The organism is uncultured Erythrobacter sp., from assembly GCF_947499705.1.
Taxonomy (GTDB): Bacteria; Pseudomonadota; Alphaproteobacteria; order Sphingomonadales; family Sphingomonadaceae; genus Erythrobacter.
The window spans coordinates 1302705-1319371 of sequence record NZ_CANMPJ010000001.1; the positions used below are offsets into that span (position 1 = coordinate 1302705).

At 58.8% G+C, this 16667-nt stretch carries 13 protein-coding genes; 11 read left to right on the forward strand and 2 right to left on the reverse strand.

Going from position 1 to position 16667, the window contains the following annotated elements; genetic code table 11:
• Nucleotides 1-114: 114 nt before the first annotated feature.
• The 3 genes from dnaK (at nt 115) to Q0837_RS06130 (ending at nt 4246) form a co-directional block, all read left to right on the forward strand.
• Complete coding sequence (gene dnaK / locus Q0837_RS06120; RefSeq protein WP_298466457.1) at nt 115-2049, forward strand: molecular chaperone DnaK; 1935 nt, start codon at nt 115-117, stop codon at nt 2047-2049.
• 88 nt (nt 2050-2137) lie between these two features.
• Nucleotides 2138-3277, forward strand: coding sequence for a molecular chaperone DnaJ (gene dnaJ / locus Q0837_RS06125; protein ID WP_298466458.1), 1140 nt, complete (start codon nt 2138-2140; stop codon nt 3275-3277).
• Nucleotides 3278-3352: 75 nt separating this feature from the next.
• Complete coding sequence (locus tag Q0837_RS06130) at nt 3353-4246, forward strand: MBL fold metallo-hydrolase (RefSeq protein ID WP_298466460.1); 894 nt, start codon at nt 3353-3355, stop codon at nt 4244-4246.
• Between the two features lie 6 nt (nt 4247-4252).
• On the opposite strand, the gene Q0837_RS06135 is transcribed toward Q0837_RS06130, so the two are convergent.
• Nucleotides 4253-6571, reverse strand: coding sequence for a patatin-like protein (locus tag Q0837_RS06135; protein WP_298466462.1), 2319 nt, complete (start codon nt 6569-6571; stop codon nt 4253-4255).
• 72 nt (nt 6572-6643) lie between these two features.
• Here Q0837_RS06135 and radA point away from each other — a divergent pair, with 72 nt between their 5' ends.
• The 8 genes from radA to Q0837_RS06175 all read left to right on the forward strand — a co-directional run bounded on the left by radA (nt 6644) and on the right by Q0837_RS06175 (nt 16204).
• A complete protein-coding gene (radA, locus tag Q0837_RS06140; protein WP_298466464.1) occupies nt 6644-8011 on the forward strand; it encodes a DNA repair protein RadA in 1368 nt (455 codons plus the stop codon).
• 11 nt (nt 8012-8022) lie between these two features.
• Nucleotides 8023-8565 carry a CvpA family protein gene (locus Q0837_RS06145; protein ID WP_298466466.1) on the forward strand — a complete coding sequence of 181 codons (543 nt, stop codon included), beginning with the start codon at nt 8023-8025 and terminating at the stop codon, nt 8563-8565.
• On the forward strand, nt 8562-9011 hold the full coding sequence (locus Q0837_RS06150; protein WP_298466468.1) for an iron-sulfur cluster assembly scaffold protein: 450 nt from the start codon (nt 8562-8564) through the stop codon (nt 9009-9011). Before Q0837_RS06145 ends, Q0837_RS06150 begins: the two co-directional genes overlap by 4 nt.
• Nucleotides 9012-9066: 55 nt before the next feature.
• Complete coding sequence (locus Q0837_RS06155; protein WP_298466470.1) at nt 9067-10707, forward strand: MFS transporter; 1641 nt, start codon at nt 9067-9069, stop codon at nt 10705-10707.
• Nucleotides 10691-11737, forward strand: a complete 1047-nt coding sequence (gene alr / locus Q0837_RS06160; RefSeq protein WP_298466472.1) for an alanine racemase — start codon at nt 10691-10693, stop codon at nt 11735-11737. The genes Q0837_RS06155 and alr overlap by 17 nt, the downstream gene beginning before the upstream one ends.
• Before the next feature lie 67 nt (nt 11738-11804).
• Nucleotides 11805-12401 (forward strand): polyhydroxyalkanoate synthesis repressor PhaR, encoded by a 597-nt coding sequence (gene phaR, locus Q0837_RS06165; protein ID WP_298466474.1) that lies wholly within the window; start codon nt 11805-11807, stop codon nt 12399-12401.
• A gap of 53 nt (nt 12402-12454) precedes the next feature.
• Nucleotides 12455-13891, forward strand: coding sequence for a M28 family peptidase (locus Q0837_RS06170; protein ID WP_298466476.1), 1437 nt, complete (start codon nt 12455-12457; stop codon nt 13889-13891).
• A gap of 24 nt (nt 13892-13915) precedes the next feature.
• Entirely contained in the window at nt 13916-16204 is a 2289-nt protein-coding gene (locus tag Q0837_RS06175) for a ribonuclease R family protein (RefSeq protein WP_298466478.1), read from the forward strand.
• On the opposite strand, the gene Q0837_RS06180 is transcribed toward Q0837_RS06175, so the two are convergent.
• Nucleotides 16205-16657: a universal stress protein gene (locus tag Q0837_RS06180; RefSeq protein ID WP_298466480.1), complete on the reverse strand. Its 453-nt coding sequence runs from the start codon at nt 16655-16657 to the stop codon at nt 16205-16207. It lies immediately after the preceding gene.
• Between the last annotated feature and the right edge of the window lie 10 nt (nt 16658-16667).

Consider the following 16667-nt stretch of genomic DNA (forward strand, 5'->3'; position numbering starts at 1 on the left):
TGCCAAGCAAAACCGCACCTATATCCCGGTCATATTCGAGCCGCCGAGGCGTTTCGCCATTTTCGGGAAACGCACGAAGGCGGTGTCCAACGACCTTAGATGGATGGGGAAATAATGGGTAAAGTAATCGGTATCGACCTCGGCACCACAAACAGCTGCGTTGCTGTCATGGATGGCGGTAAGCCCAAGGTTATCGAAAACTCCGAAGGTGCGCGTACGACGCCTTCGATTGTCGCTTTCACCAAGGATAGCGAGCGTCTTATCGGTCAGCCGGCCAAGCGCCAGGCGGTCACCAATCCGGACAACACTCTTTTCGCAATTAAGCGCCTGATTGGTCGCCGGTTCGAAGATCCGCTGACCAAGAAGGACATGGAAATTGTCCCTTACGACATCGTCAAGGGCAAGAATGGCGATGCATGGGTTGAAGCAGGCGGCGAAGAATATTCGCCCAGCCAGATTTCCGCTTTCATCCTGCAGAAGATGAAAGAAACCGCCGAGAGCTATCTTGGCGAAACCGTTGAGCAGGCGGTCATCACCGTTCCTGCATACTTCAATGACGCGCAGCGCCAGGCGACCAAGGACGCAGGCCAGATCGCCGGTCTTGAAGTTCTTCGTATTATCAACGAGCCGACTGCAGCCGCGCTCGCCTACGGCATGGACAAGGACGATGGTAAGACCATCGCAGTCTACGACCTTGGCGGCGGCACCTTCGATGTTTCGATCCTAGAAATCGGCGACGGCGTCTTCGAAGTGAAGTCGACCAATGGCGATACGTTCCTGGGCGGTGAAGACTTTGACAACGCGATTGTTGAGCACCTCGCTGAAGCCTTCCAGAAGAAGGAAAACATGGATCTGAAGACCGACAAGCTCGCTCTTCAGCGCCTGAAAGAAGCAGCCGAGAAGGCCAAGATCGAGCTTTCGAGCTCGGCCACAACCGAAGTGAACCTGCCGTTCATCACGGCGCGCATGGAAGGTGGCTCATCCACTCCGTTGCACCTTGTGGAAACGATCAGCCGTTCCGATCTCGAAAAGCTGGTTGGCAATTTGATCAACCGCACGCTTGATCCATGTAAGAAGGCTCTGGCCGACGCTGGCGTTTCCAAGGACGATATCGACGAAGTGATCCTGGTCGGCGGGATGACCCGCATGCCGAAGGTTCGCGAAGTCGTTGAAAAGTTCTTCGAAGCCAAGCCGCACACCGGTGTGAACCCGGACGAAGTCGTTGCCATGGGCGCTGCTATTCAGGCCGGCGTTCTGCAGGGCGACGTCAAAGACGTGCTGCTGCTCGACGTGACCCCGCTGTCGCTGGGTATCGAGACGCTGGGCGGTGTCTTCACCCGGATGATCGATCGTAACACGACGATCCCAACCAAGAAGACCCAGACCTATTCGACCGCCGAAGACAATCAGAACGCGGTGACGATCAAGGTCTTCCAGGGCGAGCGCGAAATGGCCGCCGACAACAAGCTGCTTGGCAATTTCGACCTTGTCGGAATCCCGCCGGCACCGCGCGGAGTACCGCAGATCGAGGTCACCTTCGACATCGACGCCAACGGCATTGTCAGTGTCGCTGCCAAGGACAAGGGCACCGGCAAGGAACAGACGATCAAGATCCAGGCATCTGGCGGTCTGTCCGATGGCGACATTGATCAGATGGTTCAGGATGCCGAGAAGTTCGCTGAAGAAGACAAGAAGCGCCGGGCCGCTGCCGAAGCGCGAAACCAGGCCGACAGCCTTGTTCACGCGACCGAGAAGCAGATCGAAGAGCACGGCGACAAGATCGATGCCGACACCAAGTCAGCAGTCGAAGAAGCACTCGCTGCAGCCAAGACTGCTCTGGAAGGCGACGACGCCGACGAGATCAACGCCAAGGCACAAGCCTTGACCGAAGCGGCCATGAAAATGGGCCAGCAGATCTACGAACAGGAGCAGGCAAACGCTCCGGAAGGCGGCGACGCTGATGCAGATACTGCTTCGGAAGAGACCCCACCTGAAGAGGAAGTGGTCGACGCCGAATTCTCCGAGGTCGACGAAGACAACAAGGGCTAAACCCCTGATGCAACCCATTTCGCTGTTCGAGAGCCCCGCGCAATGCGCAAGGTTCTCGGCAGCGATTGGTTTTGGGGACTAAGGCGCAATGTCTGCAACTCAGCTCGACTATTATCAAACGCTCGAAGTGTCGCGCGATGCCGATGGCTCAGCGCTCAAAAGCGCGTACCGCAAGCTCGCGATGAAGTACCATCCGGACCGCAATCCGGGTGACTCAGAGGCAGAGGCACGGTTCAAGGCCTGCAACGAGGCCTATGAATGTCTAAAAGACCCGCAGAAGCGCGCAGCTTACGACCGCTTCGGCCACGAAGCCTTTACACAAGGCATGAATGGCGGCGGTGGTGGTGGAGGTCGCGGACCGCAAGGCGACTTTGCCGATATCGGCGACATCTTTGAAACGATCTTCGGCAGTGCATTCGGCGGTGGCGGTGCAGCGCGTCAGCCAAACCGGCGCGGCGCGGATTTGCGCTTCGATATGCAGGTCAGCCTTGAAGAGGCATTCCACGGCAAATCGAGCGAAATCGAAATCGAGGTCTCGCAAAGCTGCGACACTTGCGACGGTTCAGGCGCAACGCCGGGTACCGGTGAGCGCCAGTGCAATCTCTGCCATGGACATGGAACTGTCCGAGCCAAGCAGGGCCTGTTCGTCGTCGAACGGTCTTGCCCGACCTGCAACGGTCGGGGGGCCGTAATCGAGGATCCTTGCGAAGAGTGTCGCGGGGAAGGGCGGGTCGACCGTGCACAGGCTCTTGAAGTCGAGATTCCGCCAGGCGTCGATACCGGCACGCGCATTCGCCTTTCGGGCAAAGGTGAAGCGGGGGCGCGCGGTGCGCCTCCAGGCGATCTCTATATCTTCATCCACGTGAAGCCGCATCCTCTGTTTGAGCGTGAAGGCACCACGCTTGCCACACGTGTGCCAGTGAGTTTCACCGCAGCGGCACTCGGCGGAAAGATCGACATTCCCGACCTCGATGGCAGTACCAACACGGTCGACATTCCTGTCGGCATCCAATCGGGCAAGCAATTGCGGGTTCGCGGTGCAGGTATGCCGGTTTTGCAAGGTCGCGGTCGCGGCGATCTGGTGGTTGAGATTATGGTCGAAACGCCGACCAAGCTCAGCCGAAAGCAGAAAGAAATTCTCGAACAGTTCCGGGAAACCGAAACTGGCGACGAATGCCCTGAAAGCCGCAGCTTCTTTTCGAAGCTGAAGGACGCTTTCGGAACCTGATCAGGTCCAGCGCAAATCGCGCTCGACACTCGCACCAAGCGGTCCTAACCCTCTCTCAAACCACGGGAGAGTCAAATGAACCGTTTTGCCGCATTCGCACTCGCATTCGCCAGTCCGCTTCTGGCTGTGCCTGCCTTCGCGCAGGGCAACATGGATGATGTGGAGATCACGACGGAGGAGATCGCTCCTGGCGTCGCGGTGCTTTTCGGTCGCGGTGGCAACATCGCGGTTGGACACGGCGAAGACGCAACCGTGATGATCGATGATCAATTTGCGCCTCTGAGCACAAAGATCGAGGCCGCAGTGGCAGCGTTGGGCGCCATGCCTGTGAAATATCTAGTCAACACGCATTGGCATTTCGACCACACCGGTGGAAACGAACATTTCGGTAAAGCCGGAGCGACGATCTTTGCGCATGACAATGTTCGGGTGCGGATGATCCCGGGCAATCCCGAAGGCAACTTTCCCGTCCCACCTGCGCCGAAGGAAGCCCTTCCGGTGGTCACTTACGGCCAAGGCCTGCGGTTCCACCTGAACGGCGACACGATCAATCTGATGTTCCTTGGCGGTGGTCACACTGATGGCGATACGGTGGTGCGATGGGAAGAGAAGAACATCGTCCATATGGGCGATCTCTATTTCAACATCCCGGGTTATCCCTTCGTCGACACCAATTCGGGCGGCAACGTGTACAACCTGCTGCGCTCGCTCGATCTCGTGACCAGCGCGATCGATACGGAGACAAAGGTCATTCCAGGCCACGGCCCGATGTCGAATCAGGCTGAATTGATCGCCTACCGTACGATGATTGGCCTAGCTGTCGGGCGCGTTGAAAAACTCCAAGCAGAGGGCAAATCGCTGGAAGAAGCGATTGCGGCCAAACCGCTTGAAGATTTCGACGTTGGTGAAGGTGGATTCATCGGCCCGGACGCTTTTGTCACGGCGATCTGGAACAGCATCGACGACTGATCTGGGTCAGTAGAACCGCTCGTGTATTTCGGCGCGGATGCCTTCCAGCAATCCGTGCTGGCACCGTCCGGCTGCCAGTTCCTCGTCAATGATTGCCAGGAATGCGGCGCGCTTGGCTTCGCGCACGTCTGCCTGCGGCACTCCGCTTTCAACGGTAGAGGTCACGAAATCGACCATACGTTCAGCGCCGTGCAGGCGTCCCCAAAGGTAGTCGTTCTCCCGGTAGTCGCGGCTGAAGAATGCGCCGAAGTTGTAGAACTCGACGCCGCGTAAGGTCGCTCGTGTGCCTCCTTCGCGGATTGAGCGAGCGTCCTCGGGCGAAATACGATCAATCTTGACCTGGTTGTACTCACCCAGGCCGTCCCGCTGGAGCAGTGGGAGAGTGGCGACATCGTAGAACGGAAAGCCCAGATAGGTCAGCAGCATGCGCCGCTTCAGGTTTTTGGGCATCTCCTCCAGCGCATCGGCGAGCATTTCCTCTGCCTTGAGGTCCGTTTCCGGCAACAAGCGTTTCGCCGCCAGAAAGTCGAGCGCCGCTCCCGGGTCTCTTACGGCATCGCGCGCCAGTGTTTGAAACTCGTCACCGAGCAGGGCCACATCGTCAGCTGCGAAGTAAAGTGCAAGAATTTCGTAGATTTTCTCGCGCGCAAGATCGAGCGCCGGATCGGGAATTTCGGGATCGGTCTCCCAATCGCGTGACAGCCGTCTTGCGAGCAATTGCAGTCGCCGAATGCGAAAGCCAATATCGTGCGCGCGGAAGAAAGCGATGGCTTCATCATTCGCGCCGCCTCCCTCATCGGCAAGCGACACCAAACCCCGGTTTGCGAGTTCGCGGCGGAGGGCATTTGCAATGGCGGTTGTGTCCGAAGTCGCCAGTTCCGGCGCGCCCGCATGAGTGACTGCAGCCAACCGCTCAATAATGCCGCTGAGCTTGGTCTGTGCGTAGGCTTGAAAAGCATAACCGGCGCGTTCGGCGGCCGCTTGCTGAGCCTTGGCGCGCCAATTGCCCAACCTCTTTGGGGTAGGGCGGTTCAGGAAAAGCGTCCGACCAAAAAGGCGCTCAACGGCGCGGTCGATCTCTGGTCTGAGGCCCATCACGATCTGGCGCAACCGTTCTGCATCTCGCGATTGGAGTTCAATCCGTTCCAGATCGTCGCGGATCGGTTGCTCGCGCGGAATGGTTGAAAGCGAGCCAAAGATCGCACCGAAGAAGCCAACTGGGCGTTCAAGGTCCTCATCAAAGGATGCGGCGCGATCAGGGCGCGGATCAATATAAACGAAGCGCCGGTCGACTTCTCGCTGCGCAGGTCTTCCTGCAAGGGCATTCAGAGCCGCCCCGAAAGGCGCGTTCACCAGCACTGCACCATCGATCAAGGCAGCATGTTCAAGCGTTCCATCGCGGACATGCCCCGGCATGATACGTTGGAGAAATGCGCCGCGCGAACCCCAATGATGGCCTTCGGCTGCGGATAGGCGGTCAATCTCATTGATCTGGAGCGGTGGGAACGCGCCTGGAAAACTGGCCGTTGCGCGCGCAGCGAGGACCAGTTCTAGTGGATCACCAAGCCGCCCTTTCCCGGGTTTGCCAACCACGTCGCTGAAACAGATTGGCAGGCGATGCTCAGTTTCGTGTACCAATGGCGGTGAATTGAGCCGCAACAGTTCTGCATGTCCTCGGAAATCCGTTGCGGTCACAAACAGATCGACTGGGTGGCCATCGGGAAGCAACGGATCACCACCCGCCTCAGTTTCCATGCTGTCCAATGCCTCATAGAGCATTGCCGAAAACCGCTCACCGGAGAAGGGCGGGCTGAACCAGCGCCCGCGAACGAGTCGTGAAACCTTGTGCCGCACTTCGCTGCGCGTTTCAGGCGAGACCGTCTCGCTCACCGCGTTGCCCGGGCGGCTAAGGAACCATTCGGCAATCGGTTGCGCCCAGAACTTCGCGTAACGCCACATTGGCTGCGCGTCTGGATCGGTCAGCTCGCTAACGTCCGCATTTTCCAGCCACAGGTCTGTAAGTGGTTCGAGCGAATGCCCCGAATGGATCGCTTGGGCGAGGAATACCGCATTGATCCCGCCCGCGCTCGCACCGGTCAAAATATCAGGAAGCACTCGCAGGCGCAGACTGTGCTCCTGTTCGATGCTGGCGATCAGTTCCTGATATACACGGGCGACCCCGGTGAGCGGCTCTTCATCCTTGGCATGATAGGCCCGGCTTGCCCGCGCCAGATGCCAAATCTCTTTGGTGACACCGTGCATGTACACGGCGAGGCTGACGCCGCCGTAGCAAACCAGAGCGAGACGCAATTCCTTCTGCCGCATGATGAATCTGATGGCGGGGATATTCAGGAAAGGCAATTGCGTTCTGCAAATGTTCTGGTTATTGCGCACAGCATGGCAAAGCCGAAGAAGCGATTTGTGTGTCAGGCATGCGGAGGTATTTCGTCCCGCTGGCAAGGACAGTGCGCCGACTGCGCGGAGTGGAACACGATAGTCGAAGACGCGCCTGCCACGGTGTTTTCGCAGAAGCACGATCTCTCCACCGGCGGGCGCGGAATCGAGTTTGTCCCGCTCAATCGCCCGACTGAGCTGCCCGTACGCAAGTCGACCGGACTTGCCGAGTTTGATCGGGCGTTGGGGGGAGGGCTGGTCCCAGGCTCTGCGGTGTTGATGGGCGGCGACCCCGGTATCGGAAAATCTACCCTGCTGCTGCAAACTGCGGCGACGATCGCGCGCGGCGGTAACGATGTAGTCTATGTCAGCGGTGAAGAAGCAGCGGGACAGGTCCGGCTGCGCGCATCGCGGCTCGGGATTGCCGATGCGCCAATCCGGCTCGCTTCCGAGACTTCGGTTCGCGACATTCTGACGACACTGGGGAAGGGTGATCCGCCCGCTCTGCTGGTGATCGATTCGATCCAGACCATGCATTCAGATACGATTGAAGGTGCCCCCGGAACTGTGAGTCAGGTGCGTGGGTGCGCACTTGAACTAATCCGCTACGCAAAGGAAAAGGGTACGGCATTGTTCCTGGTTGGCCACGTCACCAAAGACGGAAACATAGCTGGCCCCCGTGTTCTTGAGCACATGGTCGATGTGGTCATGAGCTTCGAAGGCGAGCGGAGCCATCAGTACCGGATCCTCCGCGCGTTGAAAAATCGCTTCGGCGCAGTTGACGAAATCGGCGTGTTTTCAATGGAGACCGAAGGGCTTGAGGAAGTTGCCAACCCTTCGATGTTGTTCCTTTCAGGCCGCGATCAGCCGCTCGCTGGCAGCGCAGTGTTTCCTGCTCTGGAGGGCACTCGTCCAGTTCTGGTCGAGATTCAGGCTCTGATTGTGCGCCTGCAGTCCGGCGCCACCCCACGTCGCGCGGTTGTCGGATGGGACAATGGACGACTCGCCATGCTGCTCGCAGTTCTAGAATCGCGTTGCGGGCTCAATTTCAGCTCAGCGGAGGTATATCTCAACATCGCTGGCGGTTACCGGCTGAGTGACCCCGCAGCCGATTTGGCGGTCGCGGCGGCGTTGATATCGGCATTGGCCGATCGTCCGCTACCAGACAAATCGGTGTTCTATGGTGAAGTCTCTTTGTCGGGGGAAATCCGGCCCGTAGCACATTCTGACCTTCGAATTCGCGAGTCGGCAAAGCTGGGATTCGTTAGCGGCTACGGCCCGTCCGATGCCAAGACCGGCTCATCGAAGCTCGATTATCGCGGTTTAGGACAACTCGCGAACCTCGTTGACCAGGTGATGGGCAGCGAATAATCGAACAACCCATGACAGGGTTCGACATCATCGTCCTCATCATCGTTGGCGTTGCCGCCATTGGCGGCTTTATGCGCGGGCTTGTGCAGGAGGTTCTTTCCCTCGCTGCTTGGATCCTTGCGGCCTTTGCAATCTATTATCTGCATTCGCCGCTGACCGATGCACTGCGCGAATTGTACGACGCCGATCCGGCGACATCGATCCTAGCCTTCGCATTGCTGCTGCTCATCCCCTACGCTGCGATGAAAGTGATCGCGTCCAATGTTGGGGAAGCGTCGCGCAACTCGATCCTCGGCCCGATTGACCGGGTCCTTGGATTTGGCTTTGGTGCGGTCAAGGGTGCGCTGATCGTGATCTTTGCTTTCTCGGTCCTGGTTCTAGGTTTCGATACGGTGTGGGGATACAAGGGGCGCCCGACCTGGATCACGACAGCGCGCACATATCCTGCTGCTGACGCATTCTCGCGCCAATTGGTCTCGCTCATCTCGGAGCGTCGCGCCCAGTTGCGCGGGGAGGCCGAAGCCGCCGAAGCGCGCGAAGCTGCGAACGAATGAGCACTGGCGAAGCGCGCAATTCCCCAAAACTGTATTCACCGCGCATGCTGGCTCTATCCGCAGAGCTGGCAAATTTCCCTTTCAATCCAGCGTCGCAATTGGTCGCCGAAGCGCGTTCAAGAACATGCGGGAGCACGATCAAGCTGGGTATCGATTACAATGTCACGAGCGGTGTTTCCAAGATTGGGATGCAGGTTGCCGCATGCGCTGTCGGACAAAGCTCTGCAGCGGTTCTTGCTCGCGCGATTTCCGGGAAAGACAAGCAAACGCTGACGGAGACGGTTGAACAGATCGAGGGATGGCTCGGGGGAGACTGCGCCGCTCCAGACTGGCCGGACTTCGACGTCTTGTCTGGTGCAAGATCGCATCCGGGACGCCACGGCGCTCTGCTGCTGCCGTGGAATGCTGCGCTAGAGGCGCTTTCCTCGCGCAACCCGGCGGGCTAGTAGGCGTTTTCCGACTAAGAGAGACTGCGTTTCCGCAGAAAGGGAACAGGGGCATATGGCCGAAGCACAAGCGCTCGCCGAGAGAGAACCGACCGATAAAGAGATCCGTTTGGTTATCGGCGCGAGCAGCGCCGGGACTATCTTCGAATGGTACGATTTCTTCATCTACGGAACGCTCGCCTACATTCTGAAGGACGCGTTTTACGACGTCGATAACGAGACCCTGGGACTGCTGCTGGTTTGGTCGACCTTTGCGGTTGGCTTTGCATTCAGGCCAATCGGCGCGATTCTGTTTGGTTTCCTTGGTGATCAGCTTGGGCGTAAATACACCTTCCTTGTCACAGTCACTCTGATGGGCATCGCGACCGCAGGCGTGGGCTTCATCCCCACGGTCGAAACGATAGGTATTGCAGCGCCCATAATCGTCATCTTGCTTAGAGTTATTCAGGGCCTCGCGCTTGGCGGGGAATATGGCGGCGCTGCGATTTACGTCGCAGAGCATGCCCCGCCTGAGAAGCGCGGCTTCTACACCAGCTTCATTCAGGCGAGCGTGGCGGGCGGCTTCGTGCTCTCGATCATCGTTGTGCTTTCTTGCCGGTTCCTGATCCCAGAGGACGATTTCGTCGCATGGGGCTGGCGCATTCCGTTTCTGCTTTCGATCCTGCTTCTGGTCATCTCACTGTGGATGCGGTTGATGTTATCGGAAAGTCCGGTCTTTCAGGCGATGAAAGAAGCCGGCGAGACGGCCAAGAATCCGTTCATTGAGAGCTTCACCTATCCCGGGAATAAGAAGCGCATCTTCGTAGCGCTGTTCGGTGTCACCGGCATCCTCACGACGATCTGGTACACCGCGTTTTTCTCCGGAATGAGCTTCTTGCGCGGTCCGATGCATGTCGACGATCTCACGGTCGAGTGGATTCTGCTGATAGCCGGATTGATAGCCATGAGCTTTTACCTTGTCGTCGGCAAATGGTCGGACAAGGTGGGGCGGAAAAAGCCGATCATCATCGGTGCGGTCGCGACGCTTTTCCTGCTGTTCCCGGCATTCTGGGGGTTGGGGACGCTGGCCAATCCGGGGCTAGAGAGAGCGGCTGCCGCGACGCCGATCACTGTCAGCGGACCGCAATGCGTCACCGATCCGTTTGCCGAGCTGTTCGACCGTGAGCAAACCGATTGCGGCAAGATCCTTGAAACACTCACGGCGTCTGGTGTGAACTACACTCTGGTGCCGGGCGAACAGCTTTCGCTGGCCGCCGGTGGAGAGCCGATCGCAATCAATCCGGAGTGGTTTGACAGTGGGTCGGAGCGCCGTGAAGGCATTCACTCAGCCCTCGGCGCATTTGGCTTCGATTTTTCCAAGCAGCAGCCTTCCATCGGCAACATCATTGGGATCATTGCAATTCTGCTCGGTCTCGGGTTCCTCTCGGCGCTGACATATGGATCGGTTGCGGCGCTCTTGTCCGAGATGTTCCCACCCAAGATCCGTTATTCCTCGATGTCGATCCCGTACCACATCGGGGCCGGCTATCTCGGTGGGTTCCTGCCGCTCATTGCAGGTGTGATTGTCGCGAGCACCGGCAACATCTATTCGGGGCTCTGGTACACTTGGGTGGTCGTCGCGTTCGGCATTGCGGTTGCATGGTGGGGTCTGCCCGATGGTCCGCCTCGGGACTTCTCAGATGAAGTCGCCAGCTGAGCCGGCGCCAACTCACCGGCTAAGAGTCGACACCGAAGCGCTGGCGCACAACTGGCTCGCGCTTGATGGACTGTCGCGATCGGCAAGGGCTGGTGCGGCTGTCAAAGCGGATTGCTACGGCCTTGGAGTAGATACGTGCTTGCCGGTTTTACGTGATGCCGGATGCCATCAGTTCTTCGTGGCGCACTGGTCGGAAGTAGATGCGGTCGCGCGGTATGTGCCCACGGATCAAATCGCGGTGCTGCACGGGCCGATGAGGGGCGGCGAAGTGGACTATGCGCGAGCCTGTGGTGCTGTCCCGGTTATCAATTCTCTCCGGCAAGCTGAATTGTGGTCGGACGCTGGCGGCGGACTCTGCCATCTGATGGTGGATACGGGGATGAACCGGCTCGGAGTGTCGGCCGCGGAGCTATCCGATGCTCGAGTGCAGGTGCTCGAGGTCGACATGCTGATGTCGCATTTGGCCTGCGCAGACGAAGACAGTGCAATGAATGCGCAGCAGCTTTCCGAATTCCGTGAGGCGATCGACCGTGTTGAGCATCGCAGGCTCAGCCTGGCCAACAGCGCCGGGATTGCGCTTGGTAGCGACTACGCGTTCGACGTGACGCGGCCCGGCCTGTCTTTGTATGGAGGTGTTCCGCGCCCAGAGCTGCACCAGCACATCCGGCAGGTCGCGTTCCTTGAGGCAGCGATCATCCAGTGCCGCGAGCTAAATCCCGGAGACAGGGTTGGCTACAACGCGACATTCACAGCGACGCAGCCAATGCGGATCGGGATTGTCACTCTGGGTTACGCAGACGGCTTCTTGCGGAGTTGGGCGGGCGTTGGCGCGTTAGTCCATGGCAGCAAACTACTGCCGCTGTTGGGCCGAGTCTCCATGGACATGGTTGCGGTCGATCTCGCAGCTGCACCCAGTTTGGGCGAGGGCGATTGGGTGCAAGTGCCCTACGATCTGCCTGTTGCTGCGCAGCAAAGCACTCTAAGTCAATACGAATTGCTAACAGTTCTCGGCAATAGACTGCGCCCGTGATTCAGCGATATTGCACTGCACATTGTGCAGGTGCTAAGCTAGAATTCAAATATGGGATCGAGAGTTCATGGCGAGAAAAACGAAAGCATCGCAACCCGAAAATGCGGGTGATGCAATCATCATCAAGAAGTACGCCAACCGGCGGCTCTATAACACCAGTTCTTCCAGTTATATCACTCTGGACGACCTGGCGGCGATGGTTCGCGACAATGTCGAATTTCTCGTCTTGGATGCCAAGTCCGGCGAAGACATCACTCACTCGATCCTGACACAGATCATCATGGACGAAGAAGCTGCCAGCGGCCAGCAGATGCTACCGGTCAGCTTTCTCCGCCAACTGATCGGCATGTACGGCAATTCGATGCAGGCCATGATGCCGTCCTATCTCGAAGCCAGCATGGCTAATTTTCGCGATAATCAGTCGAAGATCCGGGAAGCCTTTGAAAAGGGAATTTCCGGCAGCCCTCTGGCCGCGATTCATGAAACGAACATGGCCATGATGCGCGCTGCAGCCGACGTTTTCATTCCGGGTTCGTCAAACAAGGCTGCAGCGAAACGCCCAAGCGCTGCGAAAGAAACGAGCGATACTTCCTCGTCCGAGATTGCTGCTCTGCGAGAGCAGATGGCGGCAATGCAAAAGAAGCTCGACGATCTGGGTAACTGATACTCACGGCATTGCTATTGATCTAAACATCAGCGCGCGGCACTAACGCGCGCATGATCAAGCACTTTGCCTTCGTCGCAGCGATGTTCGCTGCACCACTCGCCGCCCGAGATGACCCAGCTGACAGCGTTTCCGAAGAGCGCCTGCGTGCTGACATGGACAAGATTGTCAGCTTTGGCACACGCCACACGCTGTCATCGCAGACCGATCCGGAGCGCGGTATTGGCGCGGCCGTCAATTGGGCGCTCGACGAATTCCGCCGGATCGGTTCGCGTTGCGGGGACTGTCTCGAAGTCGTTTCTCCTGGTGAAGTCATCACCGCACGCCGCATCCCCGAGCCTACTTTGGTGCGCAATGCGGTCGCGATTCAGCGTGGCACCGAGCGTCCCAGTGAAGTGATCATCGTTCAGGGGCATTACGACAGTCGCGTCACCGATCCGCTGAACTTCACCGATGATGCACCCGGCGCGAATGACGACGGTTCTGGCAGTGTAATGATCCTTGAAGCGTCGCGCATTCTTTCTCAGCGGCAATACCCATCGACCATCATCTACGCTCTCTTGACCGGAGAAGAGCAGGGCCTGCATGGCGCGCGCATCCTTGCCGATTGGGTCGAAGAGCAGGGCATGACAGTCAAAGCGGTGCTCAACAACGATATGATCGGCAATTCATGCGGGTCAGACGGGTACTGCGACGCCAAACATGTTCGAGTTTTTTCGGAAGGTCTTCGGGCGGACTCAACCGCCGAACTCCGTGCCCGCCAACGCCGGTTTGGTGGCGAGAATGACAGCCCCGGTCGCAATCTCTCGCGTTGGATTGACAGTCTCGCAGCCAGGTCGCCCGACGGCATGCAAGTGCGCCAGATCTGGCGTACCGACCGCATGGGGCGTGGCGGCGATCAGATCCCGTTCCTCGACAAGGGTTATCCCGCAGTCCGTATCACCGTGGCGGTCGAGGACTACGAGCATCAGCATCAGGATCTGCGCGCCGAAGACGGCATCACCTATGGCGATACCGTCGACGAGATCGATTTCGCCTATTTGACACGCGCTTCGAAGCTCAACGTTCGTGCACTCGACGCTTTGGCTAGTGTGCCGATGCCGCCGAAGGTTTCTGCTGACGCCGCGGTGAAAACCTACACCGAGTTGTCGTGGGCACCTGTGGACGGGGCCAACCACTATCTCATTTATATGCGTCCGACCGACGAAAGCCATTGGCCTGACCAATCCGTCGTTCTGGTATCTGGCAACCTGCAAAAGCCCGAAGCAAACTCGGAAACCTATCGCGTGCGCGGCCAAACCGTCTTCGAGGAAATCGTATCGTCGCTCGATGGAGACGTCTTTCGGTCACGTATGGAGCGCGTGCGGGGTGATGATTGGATCTTCGGTGTTGCGTCCTGCAATTCTGCGTGGGTTTGCTCCCCCGTTTCAAGCGCCGTCCCAGGCGGCGCGTTCGAGCCGGTGCCGCAGCCCGAGGGTGACAGCGACTAGCATCGCGTCCATAGGCCGCGCGTAATGGCAAAAAGACCAATCAAGCGCCCGGAAGGCATGCCTTCGCGCGAGCAGGTAATCCAATTCATTCAGTCCAGCGAGATCCCGGCAGGCAAGCGCGAAATCGCGAAAGCCTTCGGGCTCAAAGGTCAGGAAAAGATCGCCCTTAAACGCCTTCTCAAAGACATGGCCGAAGAAGGGCTGATCGACGGCAAGAAGACCGCCTATCACCGGATGGGCGGCGTGCCTAAGGTTACGGTCCTACGCGTGGTCGATATCGAGGATGGCGAGCCTGTCGCGGTGCCCGATAGCTGGTCGCCCGATGCGCCCGAGAAGCCACCACGCCTGACGCTCAAGGAGATGAAGGGACGCGGCGGCAAACGCGCGCCTGCGCTCAAGCCCGGGGACCGAGTGCTTGCGCGGACCGAAGAACGCGACAGTGGCTGGATCGCGCACCCCATGAAGAAGCTGCCCGCGCGTACGGACGGTCTTCTGGGTGTCGTGGAGATTGATGGCAGCGGCCAGGCCTGGCTCGCCCCTGTCGACAAGCGTATCCGCAATTCGGCGAAAATCAGCGATTTGGGTATGGCTGACGCGGGACAGCTTGTCCTTGCCGAGCGCATCGGGCGGAGCGAACGCTCAGGCGTGAAAGTGATCGAAATCTACGGCGATCCGCTTGCGCCCAAGAGTTTCAGTCTGATCGAGATCGCCAAGCACGGCATCCCGCATGTCTTTCCCGAAGACGTGATTGAGGACGCACGGCAAGCGGCCGAGCTTACGCCATCGGAAGAGAAGCGCGAGGATCTGCGGCATTTGCCCATCGTCGCAATCGACCCTGCTGATGCTCGCGACCATGATGATGCGATCTGGGCAGAGCCGGATGGGAAGGGCGGCTTCGACGCGCTGGTCGCGATCGCGGATGTCTCATTCTACGTTCGCCCAGGTTCAGCGCTCGACCGCGAGGCACGGAAGCGCGGCAACTCGGTCTATTTTCCCGACCGCGTTGTGCCGATGCTGCCCGAAGTGCTTTCCGCCGACGTCTGCTCCCTGCGTGAGAATGAAGACCGTGCCGCGATGGCGTGTCATCTCACCATCGACGCCGCCGGCAACGTCAGTGCGTTCCGCTTCACCAGAGCGATCGTCCGCATTCATCACAACATTGCTTACGAAGATGCGCAGTCCGCAGTCGATAGGGGTGACGCGCCCGAATATCTGCAAAACCTCTGGGCGGCATGGCGCTTGCTCGAGGCAGCGCGTCACAAGCGTGATCCGCTAGAACTGGAATTGCCCGAACGCCGCGTGGTTCTGAACGATCAAGGCCAGATCGCGGAAATTGCAGTGCGTGAACGCCTTGATGCGCACCGTGTGGTCGAAGATTTCATGATCGCAGCCAATGTAGCGGCGGCGAAGGCGCTTGAAGCGAAGACTGCGCCCGTGGTTTACCGCGTTCACGAGCCACCCGCGCGCGAGAAGCTGATCGCGCTGCGCGATTACATGGCCACGATGGGCAAGAAACTTGCTCTGGGTCAGGTTGTCACACCGAGCTTGTTCAACCGCATGCTCAAGGATGTGACGGAAGAAGCCGAAAAAGCACAGGTCATGGAGGCGGTTCTGCGCAGTCAGACACAGGCCTATTATGGTCCGGCCAATGCGGGACACTTTGGGCTGGCGCTTGGCTCCTATGCGCATTTCACATCGCCAATTCGTCGTTACGCTGACTTGCTGGTGCACCGCGCGTTGGTCGACGCCTACGCGTTAGAGCAACCCAAACCCTCTGGATCGATCCCGGTTTCGTCGGGCCTTTCGGACCGCGACCGAAGCAGCCTCCAGCAGATAACTGATGCAATCAGCCAGACCGAGCGACGCGCTATGCTGGCGGAGCGTGACACAATCGACCGCTATGTCGCGGCGTGGCTTTCGGGCCGGGTTGGAGAGACCTTTGAGACCCGGATCACGGGTGTTCAGGGGTTTGGGTTCTTCGCGACCATAGTTGGCCTCGGCGGTGATGGGCTTGTGCCCGTGTCCACGCTTGGGGCCGAGCATTTTCGTCACGACGAAGCTTCGCAGTCGCTCATTGGCGAGCAGAGCGGGACGACATACTCTCCGGGTGACCGGCTCAAACTGCAACTGGCAGAAGCGAACGCCCTGACTGGTGCACTGAAATTCGTTCCTGTCGATGCCGATGGCAACGCAATCGAGCCACGCGGCCAGCGCCTTTCACCGCGCCGGGGCGGACCGCGGAAGTCGGGCAAATTCAAGGCAGGCAAACGAGGGCGACCCGGCAATATCCGGCACCAGGGGCGAAAACGCTGATCAGACAGTGTGGTCGCTGCTCTTTTCGTCGTAGTCGGTTGGGATGACATAGAGCGGGCAGGGTAGTGTTCCCGCAGCTGACGAGAAGTGCGTGACCAGAGGGCCGGGATTGTTGCCCTTCGCCGCTCCCAGGACGAGCGCGGCAACTTCTGAGTGATTCTCAAGAAATTCGGTTACAATCTTCTGTCCATTGCCGATTTTTACGGAGATAGTCGGCATTATCCCGCTTTCAGCGAGTAGATTCCCTGCAATGCCATGGGCCAGCATTTCCGCACGGTCGCGCGCTTCCTGTTCGATTGTCGCCTGCACGCCGCCAAACGCGCTTACGTTTTGTTGAGCAACCAGGGCGAGGATGTGAACAGCCCCGTCGACCGACACTGCCCGCCGCGCTGCAAAGCGCAGGGCAGAGCGGGCTTCTTCGCTTTCGTCGATGACCACCAGAAAAGTTCGCATGGCACTGTTT